21 protein-coding genes are annotated in these 25,325 nt (G+C 69.6%); 13 read left to right on the forward strand and 8 right to left on the reverse strand.

Going from position 1 to position 25,325, the window contains the following annotated elements; genetic code table 11:
- The first annotated feature begins 162 nt into the window (after positions 1-162).
- Positions 163-1,230, forward strand: coding sequence for a response regulator (locus AZL_RS05750; protein WP_012973710.1), 1,068 nt, complete (start codon positions 163-165; stop codon positions 1,228-1,230).
- A 6-nt stretch (positions 1,231-1,236) separates the two neighbouring features.
- On the opposite strand, the gene AZL_RS05755 is transcribed toward AZL_RS05750, so the two are convergent.
- The 3 genes from AZL_RS05755 to AZL_RS05765 form a co-directional block, all read right to left on the reverse strand.
- Positions 1,237-1,533 (reverse strand): type II toxin-antitoxin system RelE/ParE family toxin, encoded by a 297-nt coding sequence (locus AZL_RS05755; RefSeq protein ID WP_012973711.1) that lies wholly within the window; start codon positions 1,531-1,533, stop codon positions 1,237-1,239.
- 9 nt (positions 1,534-1,542) lie between these two features.
- Positions 1,543-1,686, reverse strand: coding sequence for a hypothetical protein (locus AZL_RS36875; RefSeq protein WP_247894291.1), 144 nt, complete (start codon positions 1,684-1,686; stop codon positions 1,543-1,545).
- 237 nt (positions 1,687-1,923) lie between these two features.
- Positions 1,924-3,996 (reverse strand): methyl-accepting chemotaxis protein, encoded by a 2,073-nt coding sequence (locus tag AZL_RS05765; protein WP_012973713.1) that lies wholly within the window; start codon positions 3,994-3,996, stop codon positions 1,924-1,926.
- Positions 3,997-4,312: 316 nt separating this feature from the next.
- Here AZL_RS05765 and AZL_RS05770 point away from each other — a divergent pair, with 316 nt between their 5' ends.
- The 3 genes from AZL_RS05770 to glpX all read left to right on the forward strand — a co-directional run bounded on the left by AZL_RS05770 (position 4,313) and on the right by glpX (position 7,989).
- Positions 4,313-5,587 (forward strand): LL-diaminopimelate aminotransferase, encoded by a 1,275-nt coding sequence (locus tag AZL_RS05770; RefSeq protein ID WP_012973714.1) that lies wholly within the window; start codon positions 4,313-4,315, stop codon positions 5,585-5,587.
- Positions 5,587-6,891, forward strand: coding sequence for a homoserine dehydrogenase (locus tag AZL_RS05775; RefSeq protein WP_012973715.1), 1,305 nt, complete (start codon positions 5,587-5,589; stop codon positions 6,889-6,891). The genes AZL_RS05770 and AZL_RS05775 overlap by 1 nt, the downstream gene beginning before the upstream one ends.
- 96 nt (positions 6,892-6,987) lie before the next feature.
- Positions 6,988-7,989, forward strand: a complete 1,002-nt coding sequence (gene glpX / locus AZL_RS05780) for a class II fructose-bisphosphatase (protein WP_012973716.1) — start codon at positions 6,988-6,990, stop codon at positions 7,987-7,989.
- A 103-nt stretch (positions 7,990-8,092) separates the two neighbouring features.
- Here glpX and AZL_RS33290 read toward each other — a convergent pair whose 3' ends face one another.
- On the reverse strand, positions 8,093-10,096 hold the full coding sequence (locus AZL_RS33290; RefSeq protein ID WP_012973717.1) for a carboxylesterase family protein: 2,004 nt from the start codon (positions 10,094-10,096) through the stop codon (positions 8,093-8,095).
- Between the two features lie 315 nt (positions 10,097-10,411).
- On the opposite strand from AZL_RS33290, the gene AZL_RS34050 reads away from it, so the two are divergent.
- Positions 10,412-10,624: a DUF1127 domain-containing protein gene (locus tag AZL_RS34050; protein WP_158305964.1), complete on the forward strand. Its 213-nt coding sequence runs from the start codon at positions 10,412-10,414 to the stop codon at positions 10,622-10,624.
- A 297-nt stretch (positions 10,625-10,921) separates the two neighbouring features.
- Positions 10,922-12,133 (forward strand): ATP-binding response regulator, encoded by a 1,212-nt coding sequence (locus AZL_RS05790; RefSeq protein ID WP_012973718.1) that lies wholly within the window; start codon positions 10,922-10,924, stop codon positions 12,131-12,133.
- A 48-nt stretch (positions 12,134-12,181) separates the two neighbouring features.
- Here the strand turns inward: AZL_RS05790 and AZL_RS05795 are convergent, their stop codons facing one another.
- On the reverse strand, positions 12,182-12,499 hold the full coding sequence (locus AZL_RS05795) for a hypothetical protein (protein WP_012973719.1): 318 nt from the start codon (positions 12,497-12,499) through the stop codon (positions 12,182-12,184).
- A 91-nt stretch (positions 12,500-12,590) separates the two neighbouring features.
- On the opposite strand from AZL_RS05795, the gene AZL_RS36880 reads away from it, so the two are divergent.
- The 4 genes from AZL_RS36880 to AZL_RS05805 all read left to right on the forward strand — a co-directional run bounded on the left by AZL_RS36880 (position 12,591) and on the right by AZL_RS05805 (position 15,113).
- On the forward strand, positions 12,591-12,710 hold the full coding sequence (locus AZL_RS36880; RefSeq protein WP_247894292.1) for a divalent-cation tolerance protein CutA: 120 nt from the start codon (positions 12,591-12,593) through the stop codon (positions 12,708-12,710).
- Positions 12,703-12,804, forward strand: coding sequence for a divalent cation tolerance protein CutA (gene cutA / locus AZL_RS36885; protein ID WP_247894293.1), 102 nt, complete (start codon positions 12,703-12,705; stop codon positions 12,802-12,804). Before AZL_RS36880 ends, cutA begins: the two co-directional genes overlap by 8 nt.
- 150 nt (positions 12,805-12,954) lie before the next feature.
- Entirely contained in the window at positions 12,955-14,211 is a 1,257-nt protein-coding gene (glp, locus tag AZL_RS05800; RefSeq protein ID WP_012973720.1) for a molybdopterin molybdotransferase MoeA, read from the forward strand.
- A complete protein-coding gene (locus AZL_RS05805; protein ID WP_012973721.1) occupies positions 14,208-15,113 on the forward strand; it encodes a LysR family transcriptional regulator in 906 nt (301 codons plus the stop codon). The genes glp and AZL_RS05805 overlap by 4 nt, the downstream gene beginning before the upstream one ends.
- A gap of 10 nt (positions 15,114-15,123) precedes the next feature.
- Here the strand turns inward: AZL_RS05805 and AZL_RS05810 are convergent, their stop codons facing one another.
- Both AZL_RS05810 and AZL_RS05815 read right to left on the reverse strand, forming a co-directional pair.
- Positions 15,124-16,491, reverse strand: a complete 1,368-nt coding sequence (locus tag AZL_RS05810) for a PepSY-associated TM helix domain-containing protein (protein WP_012973722.1) — start codon at positions 16,489-16,491, stop codon at positions 15,124-15,126.
- A 50-nt stretch (positions 16,492-16,541) separates the two neighbouring features.
- Entirely contained in the window at positions 16,542-16,952 is a 411-nt protein-coding gene (locus AZL_RS05815) for a hypothetical protein (protein WP_042442618.1), read from the reverse strand.
- A 205-nt stretch (positions 16,953-17,157) separates the two neighbouring features.
- Here AZL_RS05815 and AZL_RS05820 point away from each other — a divergent pair, with 205 nt between their 5' ends.
- The gene (locus AZL_RS05820) at positions 17,158-22,371 is read left to right on the forward strand and encodes an alpha-2-macroglobulin family protein (RefSeq protein ID WP_012973723.1); all 5,214 of its coding nucleotides are present in this window, start codon (positions 17,158-17,160) and stop codon (positions 22,369-22,371) included.
- A 69-nt stretch (positions 22,372-22,440) separates the two neighbouring features.
- Positions 22,441-24,477 carry a penicillin-binding protein 1C gene (pbpC, locus tag AZL_RS05825; RefSeq protein ID WP_012973724.1) on the forward strand — a complete coding sequence of 679 codons (2,037 nt, stop codon included), beginning with the start codon at positions 22,441-22,443 and terminating at the stop codon, positions 24,475-24,477.
- Positions 24,478-24,479: 2 nt separating this feature from the next.
- Here the strand turns inward: pbpC and AZL_RS05830 are convergent, their stop codons facing one another.
- Positions 24,480-24,689 (reverse strand): hypothetical protein, encoded by a 210-nt coding sequence (locus tag AZL_RS05830; protein ID WP_042442620.1) that lies wholly within the window; start codon positions 24,687-24,689, stop codon positions 24,480-24,482.
- Between the two features lie 194 nt (positions 24,690-24,883).
- Here AZL_RS05830 and AZL_RS05835 point away from each other — a divergent pair, with 194 nt between their 5' ends.
- Positions 24,884-25,309, forward strand: a complete 426-nt coding sequence (locus AZL_RS05835; protein ID WP_042442622.1) for a hypothetical protein — start codon at positions 24,884-24,886, stop codon at positions 25,307-25,309.
- Positions 25,310-25,325 lie beyond the last annotated feature (16 nt).

The following is a 25,325-nucleotide window of genomic DNA, read 5'->3' on the forward strand; positions in this document are numbered from 1 at the left end:
GTTCCTCCGTTTTATGGTTGTCGCGCCTCGCGGCCCGCGCAGGTTAGCCGCGCCGGGGGACGCTTGTCTCCCGTTCCGCTTGCCGCTCGCCAATCGGGTGCGGCTGTGTCAGAAAGAGGGGGTGAATGCGCGGATATGCCGCGTTCGGCGTGGCGGAGCGGGATGACCCGGCCGAAGCTCGATCTTCTCTCGGTCCTGGTGGTGGAGGACAGCGCCTTCATCCGCGCCGTCCTGGCCGCGACGCTGCGCGCCATCGGCATCGGCCGGGTCGAGGGGGTGGCGAGCGGCGCCGACGCCATCCGCTGGCTGGAGGAGCGCCGCGCCGCCCTGCCGCCGGGCACCGCTCCGGTCGATCTGATCCTGTCCGATCTGGTGATGCCGGAGGTGAACGGGCTGATGCTTCTGCGCTGGATCCGGTCCAGCCCGCGCAGTCCCGACAAGTTCCTGCCGGTGCTGATGCTGTCGGGAGCCGCCGACCGCCAGTATGTCGAGCAGGCGCGTGATCTCGGCGCCACCGACTTCATCGCCAAGCCCTTCTCCGCCCACACCATCGCCAGCCGGCTGCTGTTCGCCATCGCCCGGCCGCGCCGCCACGTGCTGGCCAAGGGGTATTTCGGCCCCGACCGCCGCCGTGCCGACAGGCCGGTCGCCATGGATTGCCGGATGACCGCGCCGTCGGAGATCCTGGTGGTGCACAGCGCGTCGAAGGCGCGCGGCATTGACCGTTTCCCGGTTATTTATTTCGACCTGCCGAACCGGCTGGGCGCCAAGGCCGGGCTCGCCCCGCGCGATCCGGTGCCGACCCTGCCGCCCGAGGTGCTGGCCGCCGCGGAGGAGGAGATCCAGAGCCGGGCCGGCGATTACGCCGTGTGGATCGGCTCGGAGGTGGAGGAGATGGGCCGCCGCATCGACCGCCTGCGGTTCGAGCCGGACTCGGTGCCCGCCTTGATGGCGCAGCTCAACCGCTCCGCCCACGAGATGCGGGGGCAGGGCGGCATCTTCGGCTATCCGCTGATCACCCACATCGCCAAATCGCTGTACGAGGCGACCCGAACCGGCCTGTCCTCCGTGACCGCCGATGAGCATCTGCTGTTCAAGGCCCATGTCGATGCGATCCGGGCGGTGATGAGCGGCCGCGTCAGCGGCGATGGCGGCGTCACCGGCCGGCAACTGCTCGCCTCGCTGGAAGTGGCGAAGCGGAAATACGCGAAGGCGGACGGGGCGGGGTGAGGAGGGTCAGTCCCGCATGAGCTGTGGCAGGTCCCTTGCGCCGTGGACGACGCGGATGACGATTACGCGATCCGGCTCTTCAACCTTGTACACAATCAGATAGGGGGAGACGGCAAAGCTGCGCAAGCCGGCGCCGAACTCCGGCCTGACCCGGCCCAAGGTCGGAATGGCGGCGATCTTCCGACAATGATCCCGGATGTCCAGGACCATGCGGATGGCCGCCATCGGGTTGTCCTGGGCGATGTAGTCGCCGATGCTTTCAAGATCGGCCTGTGCGGCGGCGGTGAACTCCAGCCGTGCCATGGCAGGTGATCACCCCTGCTCGGATTGACCGGTCTTGTCGTGTTTGGAAATGGCGTATTTGGAGATCAGGCGCTCGAACAGCAGTTCGCCGTCCGTCGTCCGGCCGGCGGCCGCATCCTCAAGCCCCGTGGCGATGTCCTCCTGAAGGGACATCCGCCGCTCATCCTCGCTTTCCTCGACGGGCTCTATGGTTACGCGGAAGCGGGTTCCGGCAGCGGGGGGGCTGGGAAGAGCGGCTATGATCGTCCGAGGCAGCTCTTCCACCTGAACGGTGGCCGTCACCCTGGAAGGGGATGCCGGGTTGGTCGGCGAAACAGGCATCGCGAGGGGGCTCCGCGTCGGAAACGAGCCGCATCAGGATACATGTCCGCCGCAATGGTGAGAAGCGGCTCACGCCGCCCGGATCTTCGCGATGAAGTCGGCGACGTCGCGGCGCAGCCCGTCGGCGTTGTGTTTCAGCGCGTCGGCCATCGACAGCACCTCCTTCGCCATCGCGCCGGCGCGGCTGGCCTGGGTGCCGACCAGGGTGGCGCTGTGCGAGACCTGTCCGGTGCCGTCGGCGGCCTGACGGACGTTGCGGCCGATCTCCGCGGTGGCGGCGTTCTGCTCCTCGACCGCGGCGGCGACGGCGGAGATGTTCTCCTCGATCCGGGTCACGGTGCCGCCGATCCCGCCGATGGCGGTGACGGTCTGGCTGGTCGCCGACTGGATTTCCGACACCTTGGCGGTGATGTCCTCGGTCGCCCTGGCGGTCTGGTTGGCGAGCTGCTTCACCTCCTGCGCCACCACGGCGAATCCCTTGCCGGCCTCGCCGGCCCGCGCCGCCTCGATGGTGGCGTTCAACGCCAGAAGATTGGTCTGGCCGGCGATGTCGGTGATCATCCGCACGATCTCGCCCACCTGCCGGGCGGCGTCGTCGAGGGCGGCGATGACGTCGGCGGCGCGCCTGACGTCGCCGACCGCCTTTTCCGCCATCTCGGTCGAGCCGGCCATCTGGCGGCCGATCTCGGCGATGGAGGCGGTCAGCTCCTCCGCCGCGGCGGCGACGGCCTGGACATTGTCGGATGCCCCCTCCGACGCGTGGGCGACCGACAGCACATGGTGCTCGGTGTCGGAGGCGATGACGCTCATCTGCTCGGCATTGCCGCGCAGGCCGTCGGCGGCGCCGGCCAGCTCCTCGGCCATCCGTTCGATATGGCGGTCGAACTCCGCCACCAGCCGTTCCAGCCGCTCGGCCTCGCGCAGGCGCTCCCGCTGCTGCCGCTGCTGCTCGGCGGAGAGGCGGTCGGCCTCGGCGAGGCTCAGGCGGAACTGGTCGAGGCTGCGGGCCATGGCGCCCAGCTCGTCGGCCCGGCCGGCGCCGTCGATGGTCAGCGCGCGCTCGCCCGATTCCAGCCGGGCCATGTCGCCGTTCAGCCGCGCGATGGGCCGGGTGATGTTGCGGGCGACCAGCAGGGCGATCGCCGTCATCGTCGTCAGCAGGACCACCAGACCGGCGGCCATCCAGGTCAGCCGGGTCATCGACTCCCGGACGTCCTGGTTGGCCAGCGTGATGAGGTCGCCGGCCACGCGGGTCTCGACGCCGCGCAGCATGTCGATGGTGACGGTGATGGTGTCGAACCATGTGCCGGCATCGACGCCCTGGCCGCCGCCGCCATAGGCCGACGCGATGCCGATCCGCCGCATCCGCTCCACCTCGGCGATGGCCGGTCCGGCGAGGGTCTGGTCGTAGAAGCGGGCCTGCTCCGCCGTCAGCATCGCCTTGAGCCCGATCGTCAGCGCCTTGTATTCGCCCGACAGCTCGATGAAGCGTTCATGGGCGTCGGCGGGGAAGCGGTCCTTGCGGAAGGCGGCGCCGCCGATGGCGCGCTGCTGGCCCAGCCGCTCCTTCGCCTCGGACAGGGCGATCATGGCCTCGGCGGCGCGCAGCTGGTCGCTGTCGTCGGACAGGATGCGCGCCTGTCCGGCGGCGTCCAGCAGCTTGCGGATCATGACGGTATAGCTCTTGACCACCTCCATCGACGATTGCGACAGCCCGTCGACGCCGGAGCGCAAAGCCGCCAGCTGCGACAACGCGTCGCGGGCCTCGCCCATCGCGCCGGCGACCCGGGGGTCGCGGATGCGGGTGTCGGCGAATTGCCGCGACAGGTCCGTCAGCCTGGCGTCGGCCGCCGTCCGCACATTCGTCATGCGGCGGCGGTCCTCGTCCAGCTTGGCGCTGAGGAAGATGGAGGAGGACCCGCGCTCCTTCTGCAACTCGTGCACCAGACTGGTCATGTCGACCGACAGGCGGGTGACGGCGGCGAGATCGGCGGCCCGGCGGCTGGCTTCGAGCTGTTCCCACACCAGCAGGGACGACAGGACCACGACACCCGCCATCGGGACCGAGAGGGCGAGCACGAGCTTGCGCGTGAAGCGCATGTTGCCGAGCAGGCGGTCGGCAGCCTTGAGAAGCGAGGTCATGTCATCTCTCCACCAGAACAGGGCAAATTAATACCTAAGAGTCGCCGTCAGGCACCTAAGGACCGTTCCGAGCTGCGAGGGTATGAAAGCTAATCGGTTAAGACACAGTTAGGTTTAACCGCGATTTTGTTGAGGGGATCGCTCGGCCGGCCGGCCGGGAGAGCCGCGCCGGCCAGTCGGGGGAGCAAGCGTGGCCGCTGTGGTCCGGAGCGCGAAATTTGCCTCGCTTCCGTCGCGTCGGGGCGGTAGAACGTCAGTCCCGGTCCGCAGGTCTCTTGGGTTCGTGGCGTGACCGGAGCGGTCTTCCGGAGCGTCCATGTCCAACACCGAATTCCATCGCATCAAGCGCCTGCCGCCCTACGTCTTCGCCGAAGTCAACGCGATGAAGGCGCGAGCCCGAGCTAATGGCGCCGACATCATCGACCTCGGCATGGGCAACCCCGACCAGGCGACCCCGCAGCACATCGTCGACAAGCTGGTCGAGGCCGTGCGCGATCCGAAGACGCACCGCTACTCGAACTCCCGCGGCATCCCCGGCCTGCGCAAGGCCCATGCCGCCTATTACAAGCGCCGCTTCAACGTCGATGTCGATCCGGAGACGGAGTGCATCGTCACCATCGGTTCCAAGGAGGGGCTGGCCAACCTTGCCCAGGCGATCACCAGCCCGGGCGACATCATCCTGGTGCCGAACCCGTCCTATCCGATCCATCCCTTCGGCTTCATCCTGGCCGGCGCCTCGGTGCGCCACCTGCCGGTTGGCATGGAGAACGGGGCGTCGACCGATATCGACAGCTTCATGATCATGCTGGAGCGCGCCGTGCGCCACAGCGTGCCGAAGCCGCTGGCGCTGGTGCTGAACTACCCGTCGAACCCGACGGCGGAGGTGGTCGGTCTCGACTTCTACCGCCCGATCGTCGAGTTCTGCCGCAAGCACGGCATCTACATCCTGTCCGATCTCGCCTATGCCGAGATCTTCTTCGACGACGAGCCGCCGCCCTCGATCCTGGAGATCCCGGAGGCGCGCGAGATCGCGGTGGAATTCACCTCGATGTCGAAGACCTATTCGATGGCCGGCTGGCGCATCGGCTTCGCCACCGGCAACAAGACGCTGATCACGGCGCTGGCCCGCATCAAGTCCTACCTCGACTATGGCGCCTTCACGCCGATCCAGGTCGCCGCCGCCGCCGCGCTGAACGGTCCGCAGGACTGCGTCCAGCAGGTGCGCGACATGTACAAACAGCGCCGCGACGTGATGATCGAGGGTCTGGCCGCCGCCGGCTGGGAGGTTCCCAGCCCGAAGGCGTCGATGTTCGCCTGGGCGCCGATCCCGCCGCAATTCGCCCATCTCGGCTCGCTGGAATTCTCCAAGCTGCTGTTGCAGCAGGCCGAGGTCGCGGTGGCGCCGGGCATCGGCTTCGGCGAATACGGCGACGGCCATGTCCGCCTGGCGATGGTGGAGAATATCCACCGCATCCGTCAGGCGACCCGCAACATCAAGGAGTTCTTCCGCTCCAACGCCGGTGGCGTCGCGGCGAGCAAGGACCCGGCGGCCCGCGCCGCCCTTCTGGAATCCGAGAAAGCGAAAGCCTGATGCCGAACGCCCAGCAAGCCCCCCTGAAAATCGCCGTCGCCGGCCTCGGTACGGTCGGCGCCGGCGTCCTGAAGCTGCTGGACACCCAAGCCTCGCTGATCGAACGGCGCTGCGGCCGCCGGATCGAGGTGGTCGCGGTCAGCGCCCGCTCCAAGGGCAAGGACCGCGGCGTCGATCTGTCGGCGGTCCAATGGTTCGACGATCCGGTCGCCATGGCGGCCCAGTCCGGCGCCGATCTGGTGGTCGAGCTGATCGGCGGCTCGGAAGGGCCGGCGCGTGACACCGTCGCCACCGCGATCGAGACCGGCAAGCATGTGGTCACCGCCAACAAGGCCCTGCTGGCCGTCCATGGCACCGGGATCGCCCGGAAGGCGGAAGCCGGCGGCCTGACCGTCGCCTTCGAGGCGGCGGTGGCCGGCGGCATCCCGATCATCAAGGGGCTGCGCGAGGGGCTGGCCGCCAACGGCGTGTCGGAGATCCACGGCATCCTCAACGGCACCTGCAACTACATCCTGACGGAGATGCGGACCACCGGCCGCGACTTCGCCGATGTGCTGGCCGACGCCCAGGCGCTGGGCTATGCCGAGGCCGATCCCAGCTTCGACGTCGACGGCATCGACGCCGCGCACAAGCTGGCGATCCTGGCCTCCGTCGCCTTCGGCACGGCGGTCGATTTCGCCTCCGTCTTCATCGAGGGCATCCGGCAGGTCTCGGCGGTCGATTTCGACTATGCCGACCAGCTCGGCTTCCGCATCAAGCTGCTGGGCATCGCCCGGCGCACCGATGCCGGGATCGAGCAGCGCGTGCATCCCTGCATGGTGCCGAAGACCGCCCCCATCGCCTCGGTGGACGGCGTCTTCAACGCCGTGGTGGCCCAGGCCGACTTCGCCGACCGGGTGCTGTTCGTCGGCCGTGGCGCCGGCGCCGGCCCGACCGCGTCGGCGGTGGTCGCCGACCTGATCGACATCGCCCGCGGGCGCTCGACGCCGACCTTCGGTGTTCCGGCCGGGCTTCTGGGCGCCTCCACCCCCTCGCCGATGGAAGCGCGCCGCGGGGCGTACTACGTCCGCCTGATGGTGAAGGACCGCCCCGGTGTGATAGCGGATATCGCGGCGGCGATGCGCGACCAGGGCGTCTCGATGGAGCAGTTCCTACAGCGCGGCCGTTCGCCGGACGAAGGCGTTCCGGTGGTCCTGACCACCCATGACACCGACGAGGCGTCCATGCGGCGCGCCCTTGCGACCATCGCCGCCAGCGACACGGTTCTGGAGCCGCCGCGGATGATCCGCATCGAGCAGTTCTGAGCCGACCCGTTTCCGAACAGGACAGTCCTGACCTGCCCCGTTTCCCACCTAACCAAACACAGCCTGATACGACCGAAGAGTCGGGGGGAGCACACGATGTCTACGCCGTCTACGCATGTCGATCTGTCCCATATGGACCGCAACCTCGCGCTGGAGGCCGTCCGCGTGACCGAGGCCGCCGCCCTGTCGGCCTCGCTGCTGATGGGCCGCGGCGACGAGAAGCTGGCCGACCAGGCCGCCGTCGATGCCATGCGGCAGGCGCTCAACACCCTCTACATCGACGGCACCGTCGTCATCGGCGAGGGTGAGCGCGACGAGGCCCCGATGCTCTACATCGGCGAGAAGGTCGGCGCCGGCATCGGCTCCGGCCCGAAGGTCGACATCGCCCTCGACCCGCTGGAAGGCACCACCATCTGCGCCACCGGCGGCCCGAACTCGCTGGCCGTCATCGCCATGGCGGAGGAGGGCGGCTTCCTGAACGCCCCCGACGTCTACATGGACAAGATCGCGGTCGGCGCCGGCCTGCCGGACAACGTCGTCGACCTGGACGAGACCCCGGCCAACAACCTGAAGGCGCTGGCCGCCGCCAAGGGCACCGAGGTGCAGGAGCTGCTGGTCTGCATCCTGAACCGTCCGCGCCATGCCGAGCTGATCGCCCGCGTCCGTGAAGCCGGCGCCCGCATCATGCTGATCAACGACGGCGACGTTTCGGGCGTCATCGCCACCAGCCAGGCCGGCACCGGCGTCGACATGTATGTCGGCTCCGGCGGCGCGCCGGAAGGCGTTCTGGCGGCCGCCGCCCTGCGCTGCATCGGCGGCCAGTTCCAGGGCCGCCTGTTGTTCCGCAACGACGACGAGAAGGCCCGCGCCGCCAAGTGGGGCGTCACCGATCTCGACAAGAAGTACAGCCTGCACGAGCTGGCGCGCGGCAACGTCATGTTCGCCGCCACCGGCGTGACCGACGGCGCCATGCTGAAGGGTGTCCGCCGGATTCCCGGCGGCGCCTACACCCATTCGGTGATCATGCGCTCCAAGTCGGGCACGGTCCGCTACATCGAGGCGCACCACAACCTGTCGCGCAAGCCGAGCGTGAAGTAAGCTTTAAGCTTCTCCAGGGAAGGGGCGCGCGGGAGAGTTTCCCGCGCGCCCTTTCTTTTACTCCTCACCGTCTGTCATCGATGTCGGACGATGCAATTCCGGGTCAGTGCTTCCTGGTCTTCGTCTCTTCTATGCCGATCGCAGCCTGCGGATAGACCCCGACCTTGTTCCACAGGGAGCAATTGGCGGCGGTGTTCAAATCCGAAACCGGCATCCTTCTCTTGACGGCCTCGACGCTGACATTGAAGACGTTCAGCACCTTGCCGGTCTTCTTTTTGGGATCCTGATTGTAGGGTTCCAGACCTTGCACGGCGGTCGGATTCTTGGCGAAATCGGTCCACACCGTGGTCATCGCCGTCTCCAGCTTCCGGTCGTCGGGCGCCGGGGTCATGCCCGGCAGCGCGTCCAGGGTGCCGAAGACGTAGGGCAGTTCGTTACCATGGCACACGTTGCCGCTGCCGGGCAAGCAGGCCTCGACATAGTCCGTCGGGGACGTCCTGTAGATGTCGAACACCGGCGGCTGGGAGAACCAATAGCCATAGATCGGCGTGTTCGGACTGAATATGGCGGTGGTCAGGGCGGCCTGGTCGGCCATCGACAGGTTGGCGCAATGGAAGGCGAAATCGTTGATCAGGGAATAGGTGGTCTGGGCGGTCGAGTTGGTGACCGTGTTTTTGCCGTAATAGGACGGCGGCGGCGGTGGCGCCGGCGGGAAATAGGGGGTCTGGCCGGCGGTGTTCTTGTAGGTGATGATCTGCTGCCGGATCTCCTTGCTCCGGATCACATTGGCCAGCACCAGCTCATACTCGAGTTTGTCGAAATGGCCACCGGGTATGCTGGAGGCGATCTTCGCGGCGAAAAGCGCGCCCTCATTGGCGTTGGTGCCGAACATGAAGGGCTTCACCGGCATGCCCTGCGCATAGCCGGCCAGCGGCTGGGCGACGACCTGCGTCCCGTCCACATTCGGTGCCCAGGTCAGCGAATCGTTCAGCACGCTTGTGTCGGGCACCTGGTTCCTGCCATCCGGCACCTGGATATTCCGGAAGCCGTTCTGGGCCGCCTGGATCTTTTCGGGCGATACCGACTGCAACCACTCCATGTTGCCGTCGCAACTGGCGTTGTTGTCGAAGCGTTGGCACAGCGAGGTGATGAAGTTCCCGCCCTGCGCCTGGGCCTGTTCCAGCGTGCGGTAGAGCGAGCCGACCGGATTGCTTTCCATGATCGCCGCCCGGAACAGCGAAGAGCTGGCCGGCGACGAGAACAGGTGGATACCGGTCGACATGGCGCCGGCGCTTTCGCCGAACAGGGTGATCTTCTGCGGATCGCCACCGAACCTGGCGATGTTCCGCTGGACCCAGGTCATCGCATTGCGCTGGTCGATCAGGCCGAAATTGCCGTTGATGTCGATCGGGGGGCGTGGGGTCTGGTTGTTCTTGGCCGGGCCGGGTTCGACCTTGGCCGCCATGAAGCCGAAGGCGCCCAGCCGATAGTTCAGCGTGACGACGATGACGCCCTTGCGGGCGAGTGCCGCGCCGTCATAGACCGGCATGCCGCCGGATCCGGCGACGAAGGCGCCGCCATGGATGAACACCATCACCGGCAGATCGGGCGACGGGCTGTTCAGCTTGTCGGAGGGCGCCCAGATGTTCAGATACAGGCAGTCCTCGTCCGTCGGCGGCTGGTCCCAACTCTCCAGCTTCTGCATGCACTGGCTTTGGATGTTCACCGCCGCGACGGCCGGGGACGGCGGCCAGGACGCCGGCTCGCTCGGGCGCCAGCGGTTGGGTGGGGTCGGCGGTGCCGCCGTATAGGGAATGCCGAGGAACGAGACGAGAGGCGCGCTTTTCGAGGTCTCTTTTTTCGAGGTGTCGCTGTTCGGCACCGTGGCGCCGCACAACGCGATCGCCGTTTTGCTCTCATCGGTCCAAACCGCGTTCGGGGCTGACGCCGGGCATTGGGCCGACGACGGCAAGACCGGGTTGGGTGGGGCTTTCTTGTAGAGGGGCGGCGGCTCAATCGGCGTTATACAGGCCGAGGTCAGCAGCGGCAGCGCGAGGATCCCGGCGGAGACCAGGAGCTTCAGCGCCCGGGACGGGGCGGCATCCATGTCGGTTCCTTTTTTGAGGTTGTGAACCCCCTACAATCTTCTTGCGCGAGAATGCCGGAACAACAAATAAGTTGTGACGAACAAAGTCACATTCATGCTATTTGAAATAGATTTCATGTGGATGCATTTTTGGGCGCCACCGCCCGGTGCCGCCAAGGAGGGCAGCCGCCCCGCCCCCCCTTCATTCGCATACCGGCTTTCCATCGCATAGGCGCAGGGCTGACGCCGTCCCATCGCAGGGGGTGGGTCATTGATTTCATGGTCGCGAAAGGCAAAATGGCGCCATGTAATCAAGATCGAAATCGGGAGATCGTCATGGCCTACTCTTCTACAAATGCCACGTCCGGCGAAATGTTCGCAACCGGAACAAAGGAAAGCACCTTCATGCTGCGCGTCGTTCACTGGGTGCGCGACCGGGTTGAACTTCACCGTGCGGAAAGTGAGCTGCGTCAAATGTCCGATGCCGAACTGTCGGACATTGGCCTGACCCGTGGCGAGATCCACAACGCGGTGCGTCGCGGTTTCTGAGCCCCTGGAGATCAAAGGGGCCGCCTATCGAAGGGCTTGCCCCGGCCGCTCCAGCCGCGGCCTCTCTTTTGCCCGACTGCGGAAAGCCCCGGATGATTGCCGGGGCTTTCGCATATGTGCCGACATTAACCTTTTCTTTACGGACCCTGCCCATGCGGCGCATATGCCTGGGAGGGGTTGCGCGTTGCAGCATAGTTATGGTTAATGAACTTTAACATTAACCCCGGTTCTGTTTGAAAATGGAAACGGGGTGCCTTCGGGACCCCCGCCATTCCCTGTGAGAGCCGTGGTCGAAGCATGAGACTCATTCATCGCCTTCAGTCGCTGGAAGCGGAGCGCGATGCCGCCCGGGAGGAAGCCGAGCGCGCCAATCTCGCCAAGTCGAAATTCCTCGCCGCGGCCAGCCATGACCTGCGCCAGCCGCTCCAGGCCCTGTTCTTCCTGTCGGCGGCGCTGGCGCGCCATGTCGGCGACCACAGCGGGCGCGACCTGCTGTCCCGGCTCGACCAGGGGCTGGACACCATGAAGGGGCTGCTGGACGGATTGCTGGAGGTGTCGCGGCTGGAGGCCGGGGTGGTGACGCCGGTGCTGGACGTCTTCGAGGTCGGCGAGCTCACCGATGCGCTGGATGCCGCCTATGGCGAGCAGGCGACCGCCAAGGGGCTGATCTGGCGGGTGGAGAGCTGCGAGGCGGTGTTGCGCAGCGACCGCGGCCTGTTGATGCGGTTGCTGCGCAATCTGGTCGACAACGCGCTGCGCTACACCGAAGCCGGCGCCATCCGCGTCCGTTGCCGCCTGGATGCCGGGCCGGATGGTGAGCGGCTGGCCATCGAGGTGCAGGACACCGGCATCGGCATTCCGCCCGAACATCTCGACCGCATTTTCGAGGAATTCCATCAGGTCGGCAATCCGGAGCGCGACCGGCTGCGCGGGCTGGGGTTGGGGCTCGCCATCGTGCGGCGGCTGTCGCAACTGCTCGATCATCCGGTGGAGGTGCGGTCGGTGCAGGGGCAGGGCTCCGCCTTCCGTGTCCTGGTGCCGCTCGCGCCGGCCCGCTTCCTGGCGGGCCGGGCGGGAGGGGCGGACAGGCCGCCGGCCATCGACCGGCCGCGGCTGGCCGTGCTGGTCGATGACGACGCGGTGGTGCTGCTGGGGTTGCAGACGGTGTTGACCGAATGGGGATTCCGCGTCGCCGCCGCCGACAGCGCCGACCGGGCGATGGACCGGCTGGAGGCGCTGGACCGGGTGCCCGACATCGTCATCGCCGATTACCGGCTGCGCGAGGGGCGGGTCGGCACCGAGGTGATCCGCCGGGTCCGCGAGCGTTATGGCGCGGAGGTGCCCGCCCTGATCCTGACCGGCGAGACCGGCGCCCAGACATTGGCCGACGCCTCGGCCCATGGCGTCGCGATCCTGCACAAGCCGGTGACCCCGCGCCAGCTCCAGGCCGAAGTGGATCGCCAACTGCGGATCACCCGCGACACCGATATGGCGCAAGCGGCGCAATAGACCGGCCCGTCCGCCGGTCCACCCCACCGACCCGATTCAGCGTGATCCTCAGATCAGCGCGCCCTGGCGCGCGTCCTCCTCCGACTCGCCGGCCGGCAGGCTGTCGCCATTGCCATGCCCGGTCATCATCGTCCGTCCGCTTTCCGTCAGGCGGCAGACCAGCCAATCCGGCTTCAGCGGATTCTCGAACCAGCGTTCCGCCCAGCCGGCCTTCAGGCAGGCCTCGACCGTCGCCTTCTTCACGCGCTGCCCGCGTTCGTCGAACAGCGGCAGCTTGCCGCCCGGCTGGTCCAGACCGCGGCGCAGCCACGCCCCCTGGACGTCGGACGGGGCGCTGCGGGAGGAGGAGCGGCGGGACTTGGCCATCGGGGGGCGACTCTTGCGGGGGCTGTGGCAAACTGCGGGCATCCTACGCGAAAGCGCGATACAGATGCAGCGAAAAGGAGGGGGCTTCCCCATGCCGGAAATCCGCGGCGACGATCTCGTCCTCGCCCACATCACCGCCGGCTCGAAGCGGGAGGCGCTGCGCATCGGCCGCCTTCTGGTGGAGGAGCGGCTGGCCGCCCGCCTTGCGTGACCCGCACAGCTACGACACGCCCCGCGTGGTCGAGCTGGCGCTGGGGCGCGGCAACCCGGCCTATCTGGATTGGCTGCGGGCGGAGACGGCCTGAGCGGCTGCCGGAGGAATGAAATTCGGCGAACGGGGGCTTGACGCCGATCAAAGTCCCGCGTTGCAGTTGGGCCTAGAAGGACACCGACCGGCCGGGCCTGTCGGATGCGCGTCATATCCGCATCGAACCAGCGCCTTGCCGGCCTACCGCATGAAGGACATCGAGATCATGGACGATTGCTCCGCACACGGCCCCATCCCCCTGTCGCTCGACGAGGCGGTCGCGCGCGTCGCCGAGGGGTATGGCGCGGTGACCGGGACGGAGGAGGTGCCGCTGCGCCAGGCGCTGGGCCGCGTGCTGGCGGAGGAGGTGGTCGCTCCGGTCAATGTGCCGCCGGCCGACGTCTCCGCCATGGATGGCTGGGCCTTCGCCGCCGCCGCCGGTGAGGGGTTCCGGCGGCTGGACATCGTCGGGCGGGTGCCGGCCGGCTCCACCTTCGACCGGGTGGTCGCCGCCGGTCAGGCGGTGCGCATCTTCACCGGCGCGCCGATTCCGGCTGGCATCGACACCGTGGCGATGCAGGAGGATTGCCGGACCGACGGCGACGTCGTCCTCGTCCCTTCCTCGCTGAAGCGCGGAACCAACGTCCGTCCGGCGGGGGAGGACATGACCGCCGGTGCCGTGGTGCTGCATCCGGGCCAGCGGCTGCGCGCCCAGGAGGTCGGGCTGGCCGCGGCGGTCGGCCGCTCCGCCCTGACCGTGCGCAAGCGGCTGACGGTGGTGCTGTTCTCCACCGGCGACGAGCTGCGGGAGCCGGGGACGCCGAAGCCCGACCACGCCATCTATGACGCCAACCGCTACACGCTGGCGGCCCAGCTCGACGCGCTGGGGGTGGAGGTGCGCGACCTCGGCATCCTGCCCGACCGGCCCGACGCCACCCGCGCCGCCCTGGCCGAGGCGGCGGGCACCGCCGATCTGATCGTCACCAGCGGCGGCGTCTCGGTCGGCGAGGAGGACCATGTCAAGGCGGCGGTCAACGCGCTGGGCTCCATCGACCTGTGGACGCTGGCGATCAAGCCGGGCAAGCCGCTGGCGCTGGGCCGGGTCGGCGACACGCCCTTCCTCGGGCTGCCCGGCAACCCGGTGTCGGCGATGGTGACCTTCCTGCTAGTCGGCCGTCCGCTGGTGTTGCGCCTGTCGGGGGCGAGCGGCATCGCGACGCCGCGCAGTCTGGTGGTCGCCGATTTCACCTTCACCAAGAAGCCGGGGCGGCGCGAATTCCTGCGCGCCCGGCTGGAGCGCGGGGCCGACGGCCGCCCGCTGGCGGTGAAGTTTCCCAGCAACAGCTCCGGCGTGCTGACCTCGATGGTCGAGGCCGACGGGCTGGTCGACATGCCGGCGGAGGCGACGGCGGTGCGGCCGGGCGATCTGGTCGATTTCCTGCCCTTCACCGGGCTGTTCGCGTGACGCTGGAGCAACTGCGCATCTTTGCCACCGTGGCGGAGATGCTGCATTTCACCCGCGCCGCCGAGGCGCTGCGCCTGTCGCAGCCGGCGGTCAGCGCCGCCATCGCCGCGCTGGAGGCGGAGCATGGCCTGCGCCTGTTCGACCGCATCGGCCGGCGGGTGGAGCTGACCGCCGCCGGCCGGCTGCTGCATGGGCAGGCCCGCGCCATCCTGGCCAAGGTCGAGGAGGCCGGGACGATGCTGTTCGAGCTGTCCGGCCTGTCGCGCGGCCTGCTGCGGCTGGCGGCGAGCCAGACGGTGGGCAGCCACTGGCTGCCGCCGCGGCTGCTGCGCTTCGCCGCGGCCCATCCCGGCATCCGGGTCGACCTGTCGATCGGCAACACCGAACAGGTGGCCGAGGCGGTGCGCGATGGCCGGGCCGAGCTGGGCATCGTCGAGGGGGCGGTGAGCGATTCGGCGCTGATCGGCGAGCCGATCGAGGGCGACCGGCTGCGGCTGGTGGTCGGCGCCGGGCATCCCTGGGCCCGCCTGGGGCGCGTCGGACCGGACGACATCGCGGCCGGTCGCTGGATTCTGCGCGAACCCGGTTCCGGCACCCGCGCGCTGTTCGAGGCGGCGGTGGACCGGATGGGGCTGGATCCGGGCGGGCTGGAGGTGGCGATGACCCTGCCCGGCGGTGCTGTGATCCGCGCGGCCCTGCTGGCCGGTGTCGGGGCCAGCGTGCTGTCCGACCTGATCGTCGCCGAGGATCTGGCCGCCGGGCGGATCGTCGCGCTGGAGGGGCTGGAACTGCCGGCCCGGCCCTTCCATCTGCTGCGCCACCGCGACCGCCACCGCAGCCTTGCCGAGCGGGCGTTCGTCGGCGGCGCCCTGGAAGCCGGCGCCTTTCCGGCTTCCCCCTGACGGGCGAGGGTCAGGCCGTCCGAAGCGCGCGGGCGCCCTGGCTGGCGGCCTCGAAGACGGCGAAGACGATCATCGAAATCCCCACCATCGGGAAGAACAGGCCACCGGCGATGGCGATGACGATCAGCCCCTTCGGCACGCCGACCCCGGCCGGCAGGCGCGGCGCGCCCAGCGTGCCGGCCGGGCGGCGCTTCCACCACATCACGAGGCCCGACACCACCAGCCCGACCATCGCCGTCAGGGCGGCGAGCAGCACCAGCTGGTTCGCCAGCCCGAAGGCCTGGCCCATATGGATGCTGATCCCCCATTCCGCCAGCCGGCCGAACAGGCCCAGATCCTTCAGCCGCATGTCGAACAGCACTTGGCCGCTGTACTGGTCGAGATGGACCACCCGTTCCCTGGTGATGTCGTCGGGATAGACGGATGCCGTGAAGACGCCGTCCGGCTTGGTCGGGATGACGACGGCATAGCCGGGGGCCATGCCCAGCCCCTCCACCGTCCGCACCACGTCGTCGAGCTTCGCCGGAACGCCGGCCGAGGCGGTGGAGAGCGGCGTCGGCTGGTTTTCGACGATCCAGGGGGCATGGTCGATGGTGTCCTTCAGCGGCACGGCGGACACCGGGTATTTGTCCCAATAGCCGTCCGGCATGCCCATGCCGACCGCGTAGGCGGCGCGGTAGAATGTCTTGCCCCAGTAGCCCGACCAGGGCAGGCCGGTCATCGCCAGGAAGACGATGAACAGGCTGACGAAGACGCCGGTCACGGCATGCAGGTCGCGCCAGAACATCCGCTTGCCCGGCCGCCCGCGCACGGTGAGGACACCACCCTTCTGGCCACCCTTCTGATCACGGGGCCACCACAGATAGATGCCGGAGGCGGCCATCAGAACCATCCAGCCGGCGACGCCCTCGACGACGCGCTCGGCGAACCAGCCGGCATATTGCAGGCTGTGCAGCTTGCGCACCACATACATGGAGGGTGATCCGGCGGCGCCGCCGTCCCACAGGCTGCCCAGCACCCGGCCGCTGTAGGGATCGACGAAGATCGTGTCCTTCAGACCGTCGTCCCCGACGATCTTCACCTCGGCGGCGCGGTCGGCGGCGGCGGGTGGGGTATAGCCCTTGAGCGTGCCGGGATGGGCCTCCAGCGCCTTGGCGACCAGGGCGGACGGCGCCAGCCGTTCCGCCGCTTGGGGGGCGACGATGCGGAGGTCGCGATGCAGCCCGTCGTTGATCTCATCCTTGAACAGATAGATCGCCCCCGTCACCGCCAGCAGGATGACGATGGGGGCGCAGATCAGGCCGGCGAAGAAATGCCAGCGCCAAAGCGCGCGGTAAAGCGCGGAGCCGATGGCTCCGCCTTGCGGAATTTGCGTCATGTCGGGTCCATTCGGTCGTCGCGATGCGGCTCGCCCGGCGGGCGGGCGGTTCAGAGCGTCGGATGGCGACCGGATGGCGGGGCTTGCGATTGGAAGGGCTTCCGGGGCTTGGGATGGTGGGGTTCGTCCGGCCGGGCCTGTTCCGGCGGCAGCGGCCGCCCCGCCGGCAGGACGAGCATCGCCAGCGCCGGCAGCAGGGCGACATATTGGCCGAGCCATGTGCAGGGCAGTTGCAGCGGGGCGATGTCGGACTTTTCGGGGGCCTTGCCGTCCGGCAGGGGCATCCCGTCCTGGCCGACCGGCAGATAGACGATTTCGCCGCCGGTGCAGATCGCGACATAGCCGTCGCGGTCGGCGGCGCCGGCATAGGGTGCGGCGAGGCGGACGAACAGGCTGAGGCCGAGCGCGAGTGCAAGCGCCAGCCCCCACCGTTCATGCAGCCCGCGGCACCATGCCAGCATCGTTTCGTGATCGTTTCGCAGCCCCCGATTGCCAGATCGTTACCCGATCCACCGCGTACGGACAAGTGCCGGTGGAGGTGCGGCGATGGAGGGATGTCCGGGACCGATACGGCCGAACGGGGGATCGGCGCTTCCGCCTATCGCAACCGCCTGATTATCAGGGCTATAACCGGAACGCTCCCGCTCACGGTGATAAGGCGACATCATGGTTCGGCTGCTGACGCTGCTCTGGGTCCTCGTGGTGATGGCGTTCGCGGCCGCTCCGGTGCGGGCCGACTACACGCCGCCGGGGGCGCTGGCCGACGCCACCGCCTACGCCAATGGCCTGCTGCTGAAATCGCCGCCGCAGCCCAAGCCGCAGGTGATCGCCGATCTGCTCAAGCAGGCGCGCGCCGCCCGCGACCGCAAGGACATGGCCGGCGCCATCCAGGCCTACGAGAAGACCATCACCCAGGGCGGCGGCTCGCCGTCGGTCTGGCTGGAGCTGAGCGCCGCCTGGCAGGCCGCCACCCCGCCCAACAAGGACCGCGCCCTGCAAAGCGCCGTCATGGCCGGGCAGTTCAACCCGAAGGACGAGGAGCGCGTCGCCATCCTCTGGCGCATCGCCACCCTGATGGACGAGGCGTTCGGCAAGCCGGACGAGGCGGTGAAGGCGTTGAAGGCGATTCGCGACCTGGCGCCGAAGCTGGAGGCGGCGACGCTGGATGTCCAGGCGCCGAAGCTGGAGGAACGCATCGTCGCCATGCGCCGCAAGGCCGGGCTGGCGCTGACCAATGTCGCCGTCAATGCCGAGGGCAGCAGCCCGCGCGTCTGTTTCCAGTTCAATGACCGCCTGAGCGGCAAGGAGGGGGTTCGTTTCGACGATTACATCCGCATCGAACCGCCGACCAAGATCGCCATCGAGGCGCGCGATGCCAACCTGTGCCTGAGCGGCGTCACCCATGGCGCCGGCTACACCGTCACCCTGCGCCAGGGGCTGCCCGGCGAGGACGGAGTGAACCTGAAGGCCGACGAGACCCAGCGCGTGCGCGTGCCCGACCGGCCCGCGATGGCGGCCTTCCGCGGCTCCGCCTACATCCTGCCGCGCAAGGGCGCCGACGGCATCCCGGTGGTCAGCGTCAACACCGACCGGCTGGACATCTCGGTCTATCGCATCGCCGACCGCGCGCTGGTGTCCAACAAGTATGAAGGCAACATCTTCAACGAGCTGACCAGCTATTCCGCCGACCGGCTGGCCCAGGAGAATGGCGAGCTGGTGTGGTCCGGCTCGCTGGAGGTGAAGGGGGAGCGCAACCGCGACACCACCGCCGCCATCCCGTTCCGCCAGGCGGTGGGTGACGATCCCAAGGCCGGCCTCTATGTCGTCACCGCCCGTCCGCACGACGTCGAGGAGGCCGACCGCTGGGAAGGTCTGGCGACCCAGTGGGTCCTGTTGTCCGATATCGGCCTGACCAGCTTCCGCGGCGCCGACGGGCTGACCGTCTTCGCCCGTTCCTTCGGCACCGCCAAGCCGCTGCCGGGGGTCGACGTGGCGCTGATCGCCCGCAACAATTCCGAACTGGCCCGCGCCAGGACCGACGAGTTCGGCCGCGCCCGCTTCGCCCCCGGCCTGCTGAAGACCGGCGGCAACGCGCCCGAGATGGCGATGGCCTATCTCGGCGGCGACTTCGCCATGCAGGATTTGACCGGCGCCGCCTTCGACCTCAGCGACCGCGGGGTCGGCGGGCGTCCGGCGCCGGGGCCGATGGACGCCTTCGTCTATGCCGACCGCGGCGTCTACCGCCAGGGCGAGACGGTGAACCTGTCGATCCTGCTGCGCGACGACAAGACCGAGGCGGTGAATGATTTCCCGCTGACGGTGAAGGTTCTGCGGCCCAGCGGCACCGAATATTACAGCGCCGCCCTGAAGGGCCGGGAGGCCGGCGGCTTCTTCCTGCCGCTGACCCTGACCCGCACCGCGCCGCTCGGCGGCTGGGAGGTGCAGGTCTACAGCGATCCGAAGGGCGAGCCGATCGGCCGCGGCTCCTTCCAGGTCGAGGATTTCGTGCCGGTCAAGCTGGCGCTCGACCTCACCGCCAGCGCGCCGATCCTGGTGCCGGGCCAGCCCTTCGAGGTGACGGCGCAGGGCCGCTTCCTCTACGGCCCGCCGGCCGCCGGGCTCGACGGCACCGCCGAGGTGGCGCTGAAGACCGACCCGATGCCCTATCCGGCCTTCAAGGACTATCGCTTCGGCCGGGTGCAGGACAATCCGACCGAGCGGCTCGACCCGCTCGAATTTCCGACCACCGACGATCAGGGCGTGTCGCATGTCGCCGTGACCCTGCCGGAGGTGCCGGACACCAGCAAGCCGCTGCGCGCCGACATCCGCGTCACCCTGTCCGAACCGGGCGGGCGTCCGGTCAACAAATCGCTGTCGGTCCCGGTGCGGCCGAAGACCCACGCCCTGGGCCTGCGTCCGCGCTTCTCCGACGGGCGCGTCGGGGACGGCGCCGAAGCCGCCTTCGACCTCGTCGCCGTGGCGCCGGACGGCAGCGCCGTCGCCAAGCCCGGCATCAAGTGGGAACTGGTCGAGGAGCGGGTCTCCTTCGTCTGGTTCCGCCGCGACGGTCGCTACAGCTACAACGCCACCGTGCGCGACGTGCCGCTGGCGTCGGGAACCGTCGATGTCGGCGCCGACAAGCCGGCGGTGGTGGCGCTGGGCAAGCGGGATTTCGGCCGCTACCGGCTGGAGGTGACCGACAAGGCGGCGGGTGTCGCCAGCTCCTACCGCTTCTATTCCGGCTGGGCGAGCGGCGACGAGACCGCCGACATCCCCGACAAGCTCCAGCTTTCCACCGACAAGCAGTCCTACAAGCCGGGCGAGACCGCGCGGGTCCGCGTCGCTCCGCCGTTTGCCGGCGAACTGCTGGTGACGGTGGCGACCGACCGCATCTTCGATGTGCGCACCATTTCGGTTCCGGCCGACGGGGCGACGGTGGAGATTCCTGTCGATGCCGCCTGGGGACCCGGCGCCTATGTCACCGCCACCGCCTACCGTCCGCCGGTCAAGGGGCGTGAGCGCCAGCCGGTGCGGGCGATGGGCGTCGCCTGGGTCGGCGTCGATCCGTCGGTGCGCACGCTGGCCGTCACGCTGGACGCGCCGCAGGTGATCCGTCCGCGCGGCCGGCTGGAGGTCGGGGTGAAGGTCGCCGCCGCCGATGGCGGGGCGATGGAGGACACCTATGTCACGCTGGCCGCGGTCGATGAGGGCATCCTGCGCCTGACCGACTTCGCCAGCCCGCAGCCGGAGAAGCATTATTTCGGCAAGCGCCGGCTCGGGCTCGACATCCGCGACGATTACGGCCGGCTGATCGACCCGCTCGACGGTCCCTATGGCGCCATGCGCCAGGGCGGCGATTCCAGCGGCGCCGGCCTGCCGGTGGTGCCCTTCACCGTGGTCTCGCTGTTCCAGGGACCGGTCAAGGTCGGCGCCGACGGCACCGCCCGCATCGGTTTCGACGTGCCGGACTTCAACGGCGAGCTGCGGCTGATGGCGGTGGCCTACAGCCGTGGCCGGGTCGGCTCCGCCGCCGGGCCGGTGACGGTGCGCGACCCGCTGGTCGCCGACGCCATCCTGCCACGCTTCCTGGCACCCGGCGACGACAGCCGGGTCACGCTGTCGCTGCACAATGTCGAGGCGGCGGCCGGCACCTATGACGTCGCGGTCACCGCCCGGGACGCGGTGTCGGTCGAGGGCGGCACCCTGTCGGTTCCGCTGGCGAAGGGCGAGCGCAAGACGCTGGTGGTGCCGCTGAAGGGGGTCGCCGCCGGCATCGGCCATGTCGCCGTCGCGGTGAAGGGGCCGGAAAACCTGGCGCTGACCCACGAGTACGGCATCACGGTGCGGCCGGCCCGCGCGGTGGAGACCCAGTTCGTCACCCGCCAGATCGCGCCCGGCGAGAGCGTGCGTTTCGATGGCGCCGAGCTGGCGACCTATCTGCCGGGCACTACCAGCTGGTCGGCCAGCTTCACCACGGCGCCGCCCTTCGATGTCGGCGGCATCCTGCGGGCGCTCGACCGCTACCCGTTCGGCTGCCTGGAGCAGACGGTCAGCCGCGCCCTGCCGCTGCTGGTGGTGCGCGACGTCGAGCTGGCGCTGGGCAAGGACCGCAAGCCGGATGACGGGCTGGAGAGCCGTGTCCAGCAGGCGGTCTCCCGCACGCTGGACAAGCAGCGCTTCGACGGCGCCTTCGGCCTGTGGGGCGCCCATGACGAGGCCGACGGCTGGCTGACCGCCTACGCCACCGAGTTCCTGGTCCGTGCCAAGCAGAAGGGCGAGGCGGTGCCGGACAAGCCGCTGACCGACGCGCTCGGCTGGCTGCGCCAGCGCGCCATCGCCAGCGCCTCGGATCCGGGGGATCTGGCGGTGCGCGCCTATGCCCTGCACACGCTGGCGCTGGCCGGGGTGTCGCTGCCGGGGCCGGCGCGCTACCTGTACGACACCGCGCTGGAGAAGCTGCCGACGCCGCTCGCCAAGGGGCAGCTCGGCGCGGCGCTGGCCCGCATGGGCGACCAGGAGCGGGCGGCGGGCGCCTTCGACAGCGCGGTCGGCCATCTGGCGCGCGAGGAATGGCATGTCGATTACGGCTCCACCGTCCGCGACGCCGCGGCTCTGGTGGCGCTGATGACCGAGGTCAACATGGCCGGCAGCCGCATCCCGGCGCTGATCGACCGCCTGCCGGCCTCGGCCACCGCCGCCAACCGCACCAACACCCAGGAGAAGGCGTGGTCGGTGCTGGCCGCCGACGCGCTGCTGCGTGGGGCGCCGGCCAAGGTCGAGGTGACGCTGGGCGGGGCCAGGAAGGACGGCGCGCGGGTCGACCTGACCCCGACGCCGGCCCAGCTCCAGGCCGGCATCCCGGTCGCCAATTCCGGCAAGGCGGCGGTGTGGCAGGCGGTGTCGCTGTCCGGCGTGCCGGTGGCGCCGCAGCCGGCGGCGCGCGAGGGGCTGCGCATCAAGCGCAACTTCTTCACCCGCAAGGGCGAGGTGCTGAATCTCGACACCATCAAGCAGAACGACGTCTTCGTCGTCGTGCTGGAGGGCGAGGCCAACACCAAGCTGTTCCATCAGGGCATGGTCACCCACGCGCTGCCGGCGGGCTGGGAGATCGAGAACGCCAAGCTCGGCGGCGGCACGCCGGAGGAGATGCCCTGGCTGGGCGACCTCAGCTTCACCCGGACGACCGAGGCGCGCGACGACCGCTATGTCGCCGCGGTGGACCTGACGGAGGACCAGCAGAGCTTCAAGCTGGCCTTCATCGTCCGCGCCATCACCCCCGGCACCTATGAACTGCCGGGCGCCACGGTGGAGGACATGTACAAGCCGCGCTTCTTCGCCCGCCAGACCACCGGGCGGATCACGGTCCGTCCGGCGGAGTGACGATTATTGGGCTGGGGGTGGGGGTGTCAGCTCTGGGCAAGGCGGCCCTGGTTCCGGCGGGCGGGCGTCGTGGCGGCGGGCGTCGCCGCCCTGGCGGCGACGGCGCTGCTGCTCGACCGGCTGTTCCCGCCGCCGCTGGAGCGGCTGTCCGACCTGTCGGTGACCGTCACCGACCGCAAGGGCAAGCCGTTGCGCGTCTTCACCAACGCGGCGGGGGCGTGGCGTCTGCCGGCGACGGTCGACGACGTGTCGCCGCTGTTCGTCGAGCTGCTGATGGCCTATGAGGACCGGCGGTTCGAGAGCCATGCCGGCGTCGATCCGCTGGCGGTGCTGCGGGCGGCGGCGCAGAATCTGGGGGCGGGGCGGGTGGTCTCCGGCGCCTCCACCATCACCATGCAGGTCGCCCGCCTGCTGGAGCCGCGCCCGCGCAGCCTCACCGCCAAGCTGATCGAGGCCGCCCGCGCGGCGCAGTTGGAATGGCGCTACGGCAAGCGCGACATCCTCGGCATGTATCTGACGCTCGCCCCCTATGGCGGCAACATCGAGGGCATCCGTGCGGCGTCGCTGATGCTGCTGGGCAAGGCGCCGGTGGAGCTGGACGCGGCGGAGGCGGCGCTGCTGGTCTCGCTGCCGCAATCGCCCTCCCGTCTGCGGCCCGACCGCTATCCGGAGCGGGCGCGGGCGGCGCGCGACAAGGTGCTGGACCGGGTGGCGGAAGCCGGCGCCCTGCCGCCCAAGGCGGTGGCGGAGGCCAAGACGCTGCCGGTGCCCTCGGCCCGTCTGCCGCTGCCGGCCTCGGCCCCGCATCTGGCCGACCGGCTGCGCGGCGCCAACCCCGGCCGGGCGGAGCTCGCCACCACCATCGACGGCACCCTGCAACAGGCGGTCGAGGCGCTGGCGCGGCGGGCGGCGGAGACGCTGAACCCGCAGGCGGGGCTGGCGGTGCTGGTGGTCGACAACCGCGACCGCTCGGTCCTGGCCTATCTCGGCAGTCCCGACGCGCTGGACGAGACCCGGCAGGGGCCGATCGACATGGTGCGGGCGGTGCGCTCGCCGGGATCGGCGCTGAAGCCCTTCATCTATGGGCTGGGCTTCGACGACGGCATCATCCACCCGCTGACCCAGATCGCCGACGTCTCCACCCGCTTCGGCGACTGGGCGCCGCGCAATTTCGACCGCAGCTTCACCGGCGACCTGACGGTGATGGAGGCGCTGCAACGCTCGCTGAATGTGCCGGCGGTGCTGGTGCTCGACCGGGTCGGACCGCTGCGCTTCACCGAGGCGTTGCGCAAGGCCGGTGTCCGGCTGGTGCTGCCGGGCGGAACGACGCTGCCGGGGCTGCCGGTGGCGCTGGGCGGGGCGTCGATCAGTCTATGGGACATGACGACGCTTTACAGCGGCCTGGCGCGGGACGGGCAGGTGGCGCCGCTGCGCACCATGCCGGACCAGCCGGGCGGGGCGGAGCAGCGGCTGCTGTCCGCCACGGCGGCCCAGCAGGTGCGGGCGATCCTGGAAGGCTCGCCGCCGCCGCCGGGGGTGGTGCAGGCGCAGGAACTGCGCGGCAGCGGGCCGGTGGCGCTGAAGACCGGCACCAGCTATGGCTTCCGCGACGCCTGGGCCTTCGGCGTGACCGGACGCTATACGGTGGGGGTGTGGGTCGGACGGCCGGACGGCACGCCGAGCCCCGACCATTACGGACGCAACACCGCCGCTCCGCTGCTGTTCGACGTGTTCGACCGGCTGCCGGCCGAGCGCGGCCGACCCGCCGGGCCGGTGCGCAACGAGGCGCCGCCGGATTTGCTGCGCCGCCTGCGGCCGGGCGAGGTGGAATTGGCGGGGCCGCGCCAGACCGACCGCCTGCGGCTGACCTTCCCGGTCAGCGACATGGTGCTGGAGGCGCTGGGCCCGGATGGCAAGGGGGAGCCGATGACCCTGAGCGCCAGCGGCGGGCGGCGACCGCTGTCCTGGCTGATCGACGGGCGCCGAATCGCCCAGTCGCCCATCGCGCGCGAGGTGGTGTGGCGGCCGGACGGTCCGGGGCTGGTGCGGGTCACCGTGCTGGACGCCGACGGCCGCAGCGACAGCGCGACCGTGGAAATACGCTGAGCTTAAAAGGCGCGGCGCAGGCCGAAGGGGGCGTCGCCGCGCTGGCTCCACACCTTGGAGCGGACCCGCATCTGCTTCTGGCAATCGACCGAGCAATAGAGCGGTGCCGGCCCCCGCGTCGACGGGCGGACGAAGGGACGGCCGCAGCAGGCGCAATGCAGTTGGCGGGTCGCGCTGTGCGGGGTGTTGGCCGGGCGGGTGGAGGCGGACATGTCGGCAGTGGTGGGCTGTTTCGGGTGAGCGCCAATATAGGGACGGTCTGTTGCAGTTCCATGTTCGGGAAAACGCCTAGAGCCGAATGGATAGGGGCCCTGTCCGGCGGTCGCTATCCGGTGATCGCTGGCGGTTGACCGGCTTCGCCCGAGGGCCTATCTCAAGGGGCTGACCACTTGCGGGAATGGTGCCGATGGGTGTCGCCGACTGGATGCGGAGGCTGGCCGCGGTCGCGGGGACCATGATCCTCGTGCTGCTCGTCCTGTCGCTGTGGTCGGGCGCCGCCGAAGCCGCCTGCCCGCATGGGCGGGCGGGGTTCCAGGAACAGTCGCCGCTCCCTTCGCCGTTCACAAGGGCCGTCGCCGGTTCGATGCGGCATGCGTCGCATGTGGCAGGCGGCGGTCAGACCGGCCAGGGCCGGCAGGCGCCGGGTCGGCCGCATCCCGCGACCCAGCCCTGCTGTGCCGGCATGGCCTGCGCCGCCATGGCGGTCGGACTGCCGAATGCGGAAATGATGGTGCCGGTGTGGTCGGCGGGGCCGCGCCTTGGCTGGGCCGCCGGGCCTCTGCGCGAGGGGCTGGGGCTGCGGCCCGATCCGCCGCCACCGCGCCTGGGATGATGTTCCGCGCCGCCGA

The organism is Azospirillum sp. B510 (assembly GCF_000010725.1).
GTDB classification, from domain to species: Bacteria; Pseudomonadota; Alphaproteobacteria; order Azospirillales; family Azospirillaceae; genus Azospirillum; species Azospirillum lipoferum_B.

Coding starts and splice junctions, on each gene's coding strand:
- AZL_RS36875 (WP_247894291.1), bottom strand. CDS start 1,686: ATGTCCCTTCAGGAGGACATCGCCACGGGGCTTGAGGATGCGGCCGCC.
- AZL_RS34050 (WP_158305964.1), top strand. CDS start 10,412: ATGGCCTACTCTTCTACAAATGCCACGTCCGGCGAAATGTTCGCAACC.
- AZL_RS05795 (WP_012973719.1), bottom strand. CDS start 12,499: ATGGCCAAGTCCCGCCGCTCCTCCTCCCGCAGCGCCCCGTCCGACGTC.
- AZL_RS05820 (WP_012973723.1), top strand. CDS start 17,158: ATGGTTCGGCTGCTGACGCTGCTCTGGGTCCTCGTGGTGATGGCGTTC.
- AZL_RS05755 (WP_012973711.1), bottom strand. CDS start 1,533: ATGGCACGGCTGGAGTTCACCGCCGCCGCACAGGCCGATCTTGAAAGC.
- AZL_RS05830 (WP_042442620.1), bottom strand. CDS start 24,689: ATGTCCGCCTCCACCCGCCCGGCCAACACCCCGCACAGCGCGACCCGC.
- AZL_RS05750 (WP_012973710.1), top strand. CDS start 163: ATGACCCGGCCGAAGCTCGATCTTCTCTCGGTCCTGGTGGTGGAGGAC.
- AZL_RS05810 (WP_012973722.1), bottom strand. CDS start 16,491: ATGACGCAAATTCCGCAAGGCGGAGCCATCGGCTCCGCGCTTTACCGC.
- AZL_RS05765 (WP_012973713.1), bottom strand. CDS start 3,996: ATGACCTCGCTTCTCAAGGCTGCCGACCGCCTGCTCGGCAACATGCGC.
- AZL_RS05815 (WP_042442618.1), bottom strand. CDS start 16,952: ATGCTGGCATGGTGCCGCGGGCTGCATGAACGGTGGGGGCTGGCGCTT.
- AZL_RS05790 (WP_012973718.1), top strand. CDS start 10,922: ATGAGACTCATTCATCGCCTTCAGTCGCTGGAAGCGGAGCGCGATGCC.
- AZL_RS05770 (WP_012973714.1), top strand. CDS start 4,313: ATGTCCAACACCGAATTCCATCGCATCAAGCGCCTGCCGCCCTACGTC.
- AZL_RS05775 (WP_012973715.1), top strand. CDS start 5,587: ATGCCGAACGCCCAGCAAGCCCCCCTGAAAATCGCCGTCGCCGGCCTC.
- AZL_RS36880 (WP_247894292.1), top strand. CDS start 12,591: ATGCCGGAAATCCGCGGCGACGATCTCGTCCTCGCCCACATCACCGCC.
- glp (WP_012973720.1), top strand. CDS start 12,955: ATGAAGGACATCGAGATCATGGACGATTGCTCCGCACACGGCCCCATC.
- AZL_RS05835 (WP_042442622.1), top strand. CDS start 24,884: ATGGGTGTCGCCGACTGGATGCGGAGGCTGGCCGCGGTCGCGGGGACC.
- glpX (WP_012973716.1), top strand. CDS start 6,988: ATGTCTACGCCGTCTACGCATGTCGATCTGTCCCATATGGACCGCAAC.
- AZL_RS33290 (WP_012973717.1), bottom strand. CDS start 10,096: ATGGATGCCGCCCCGTCCCGGGCGCTGAAGCTCCTGGTCTCCGCCGGG.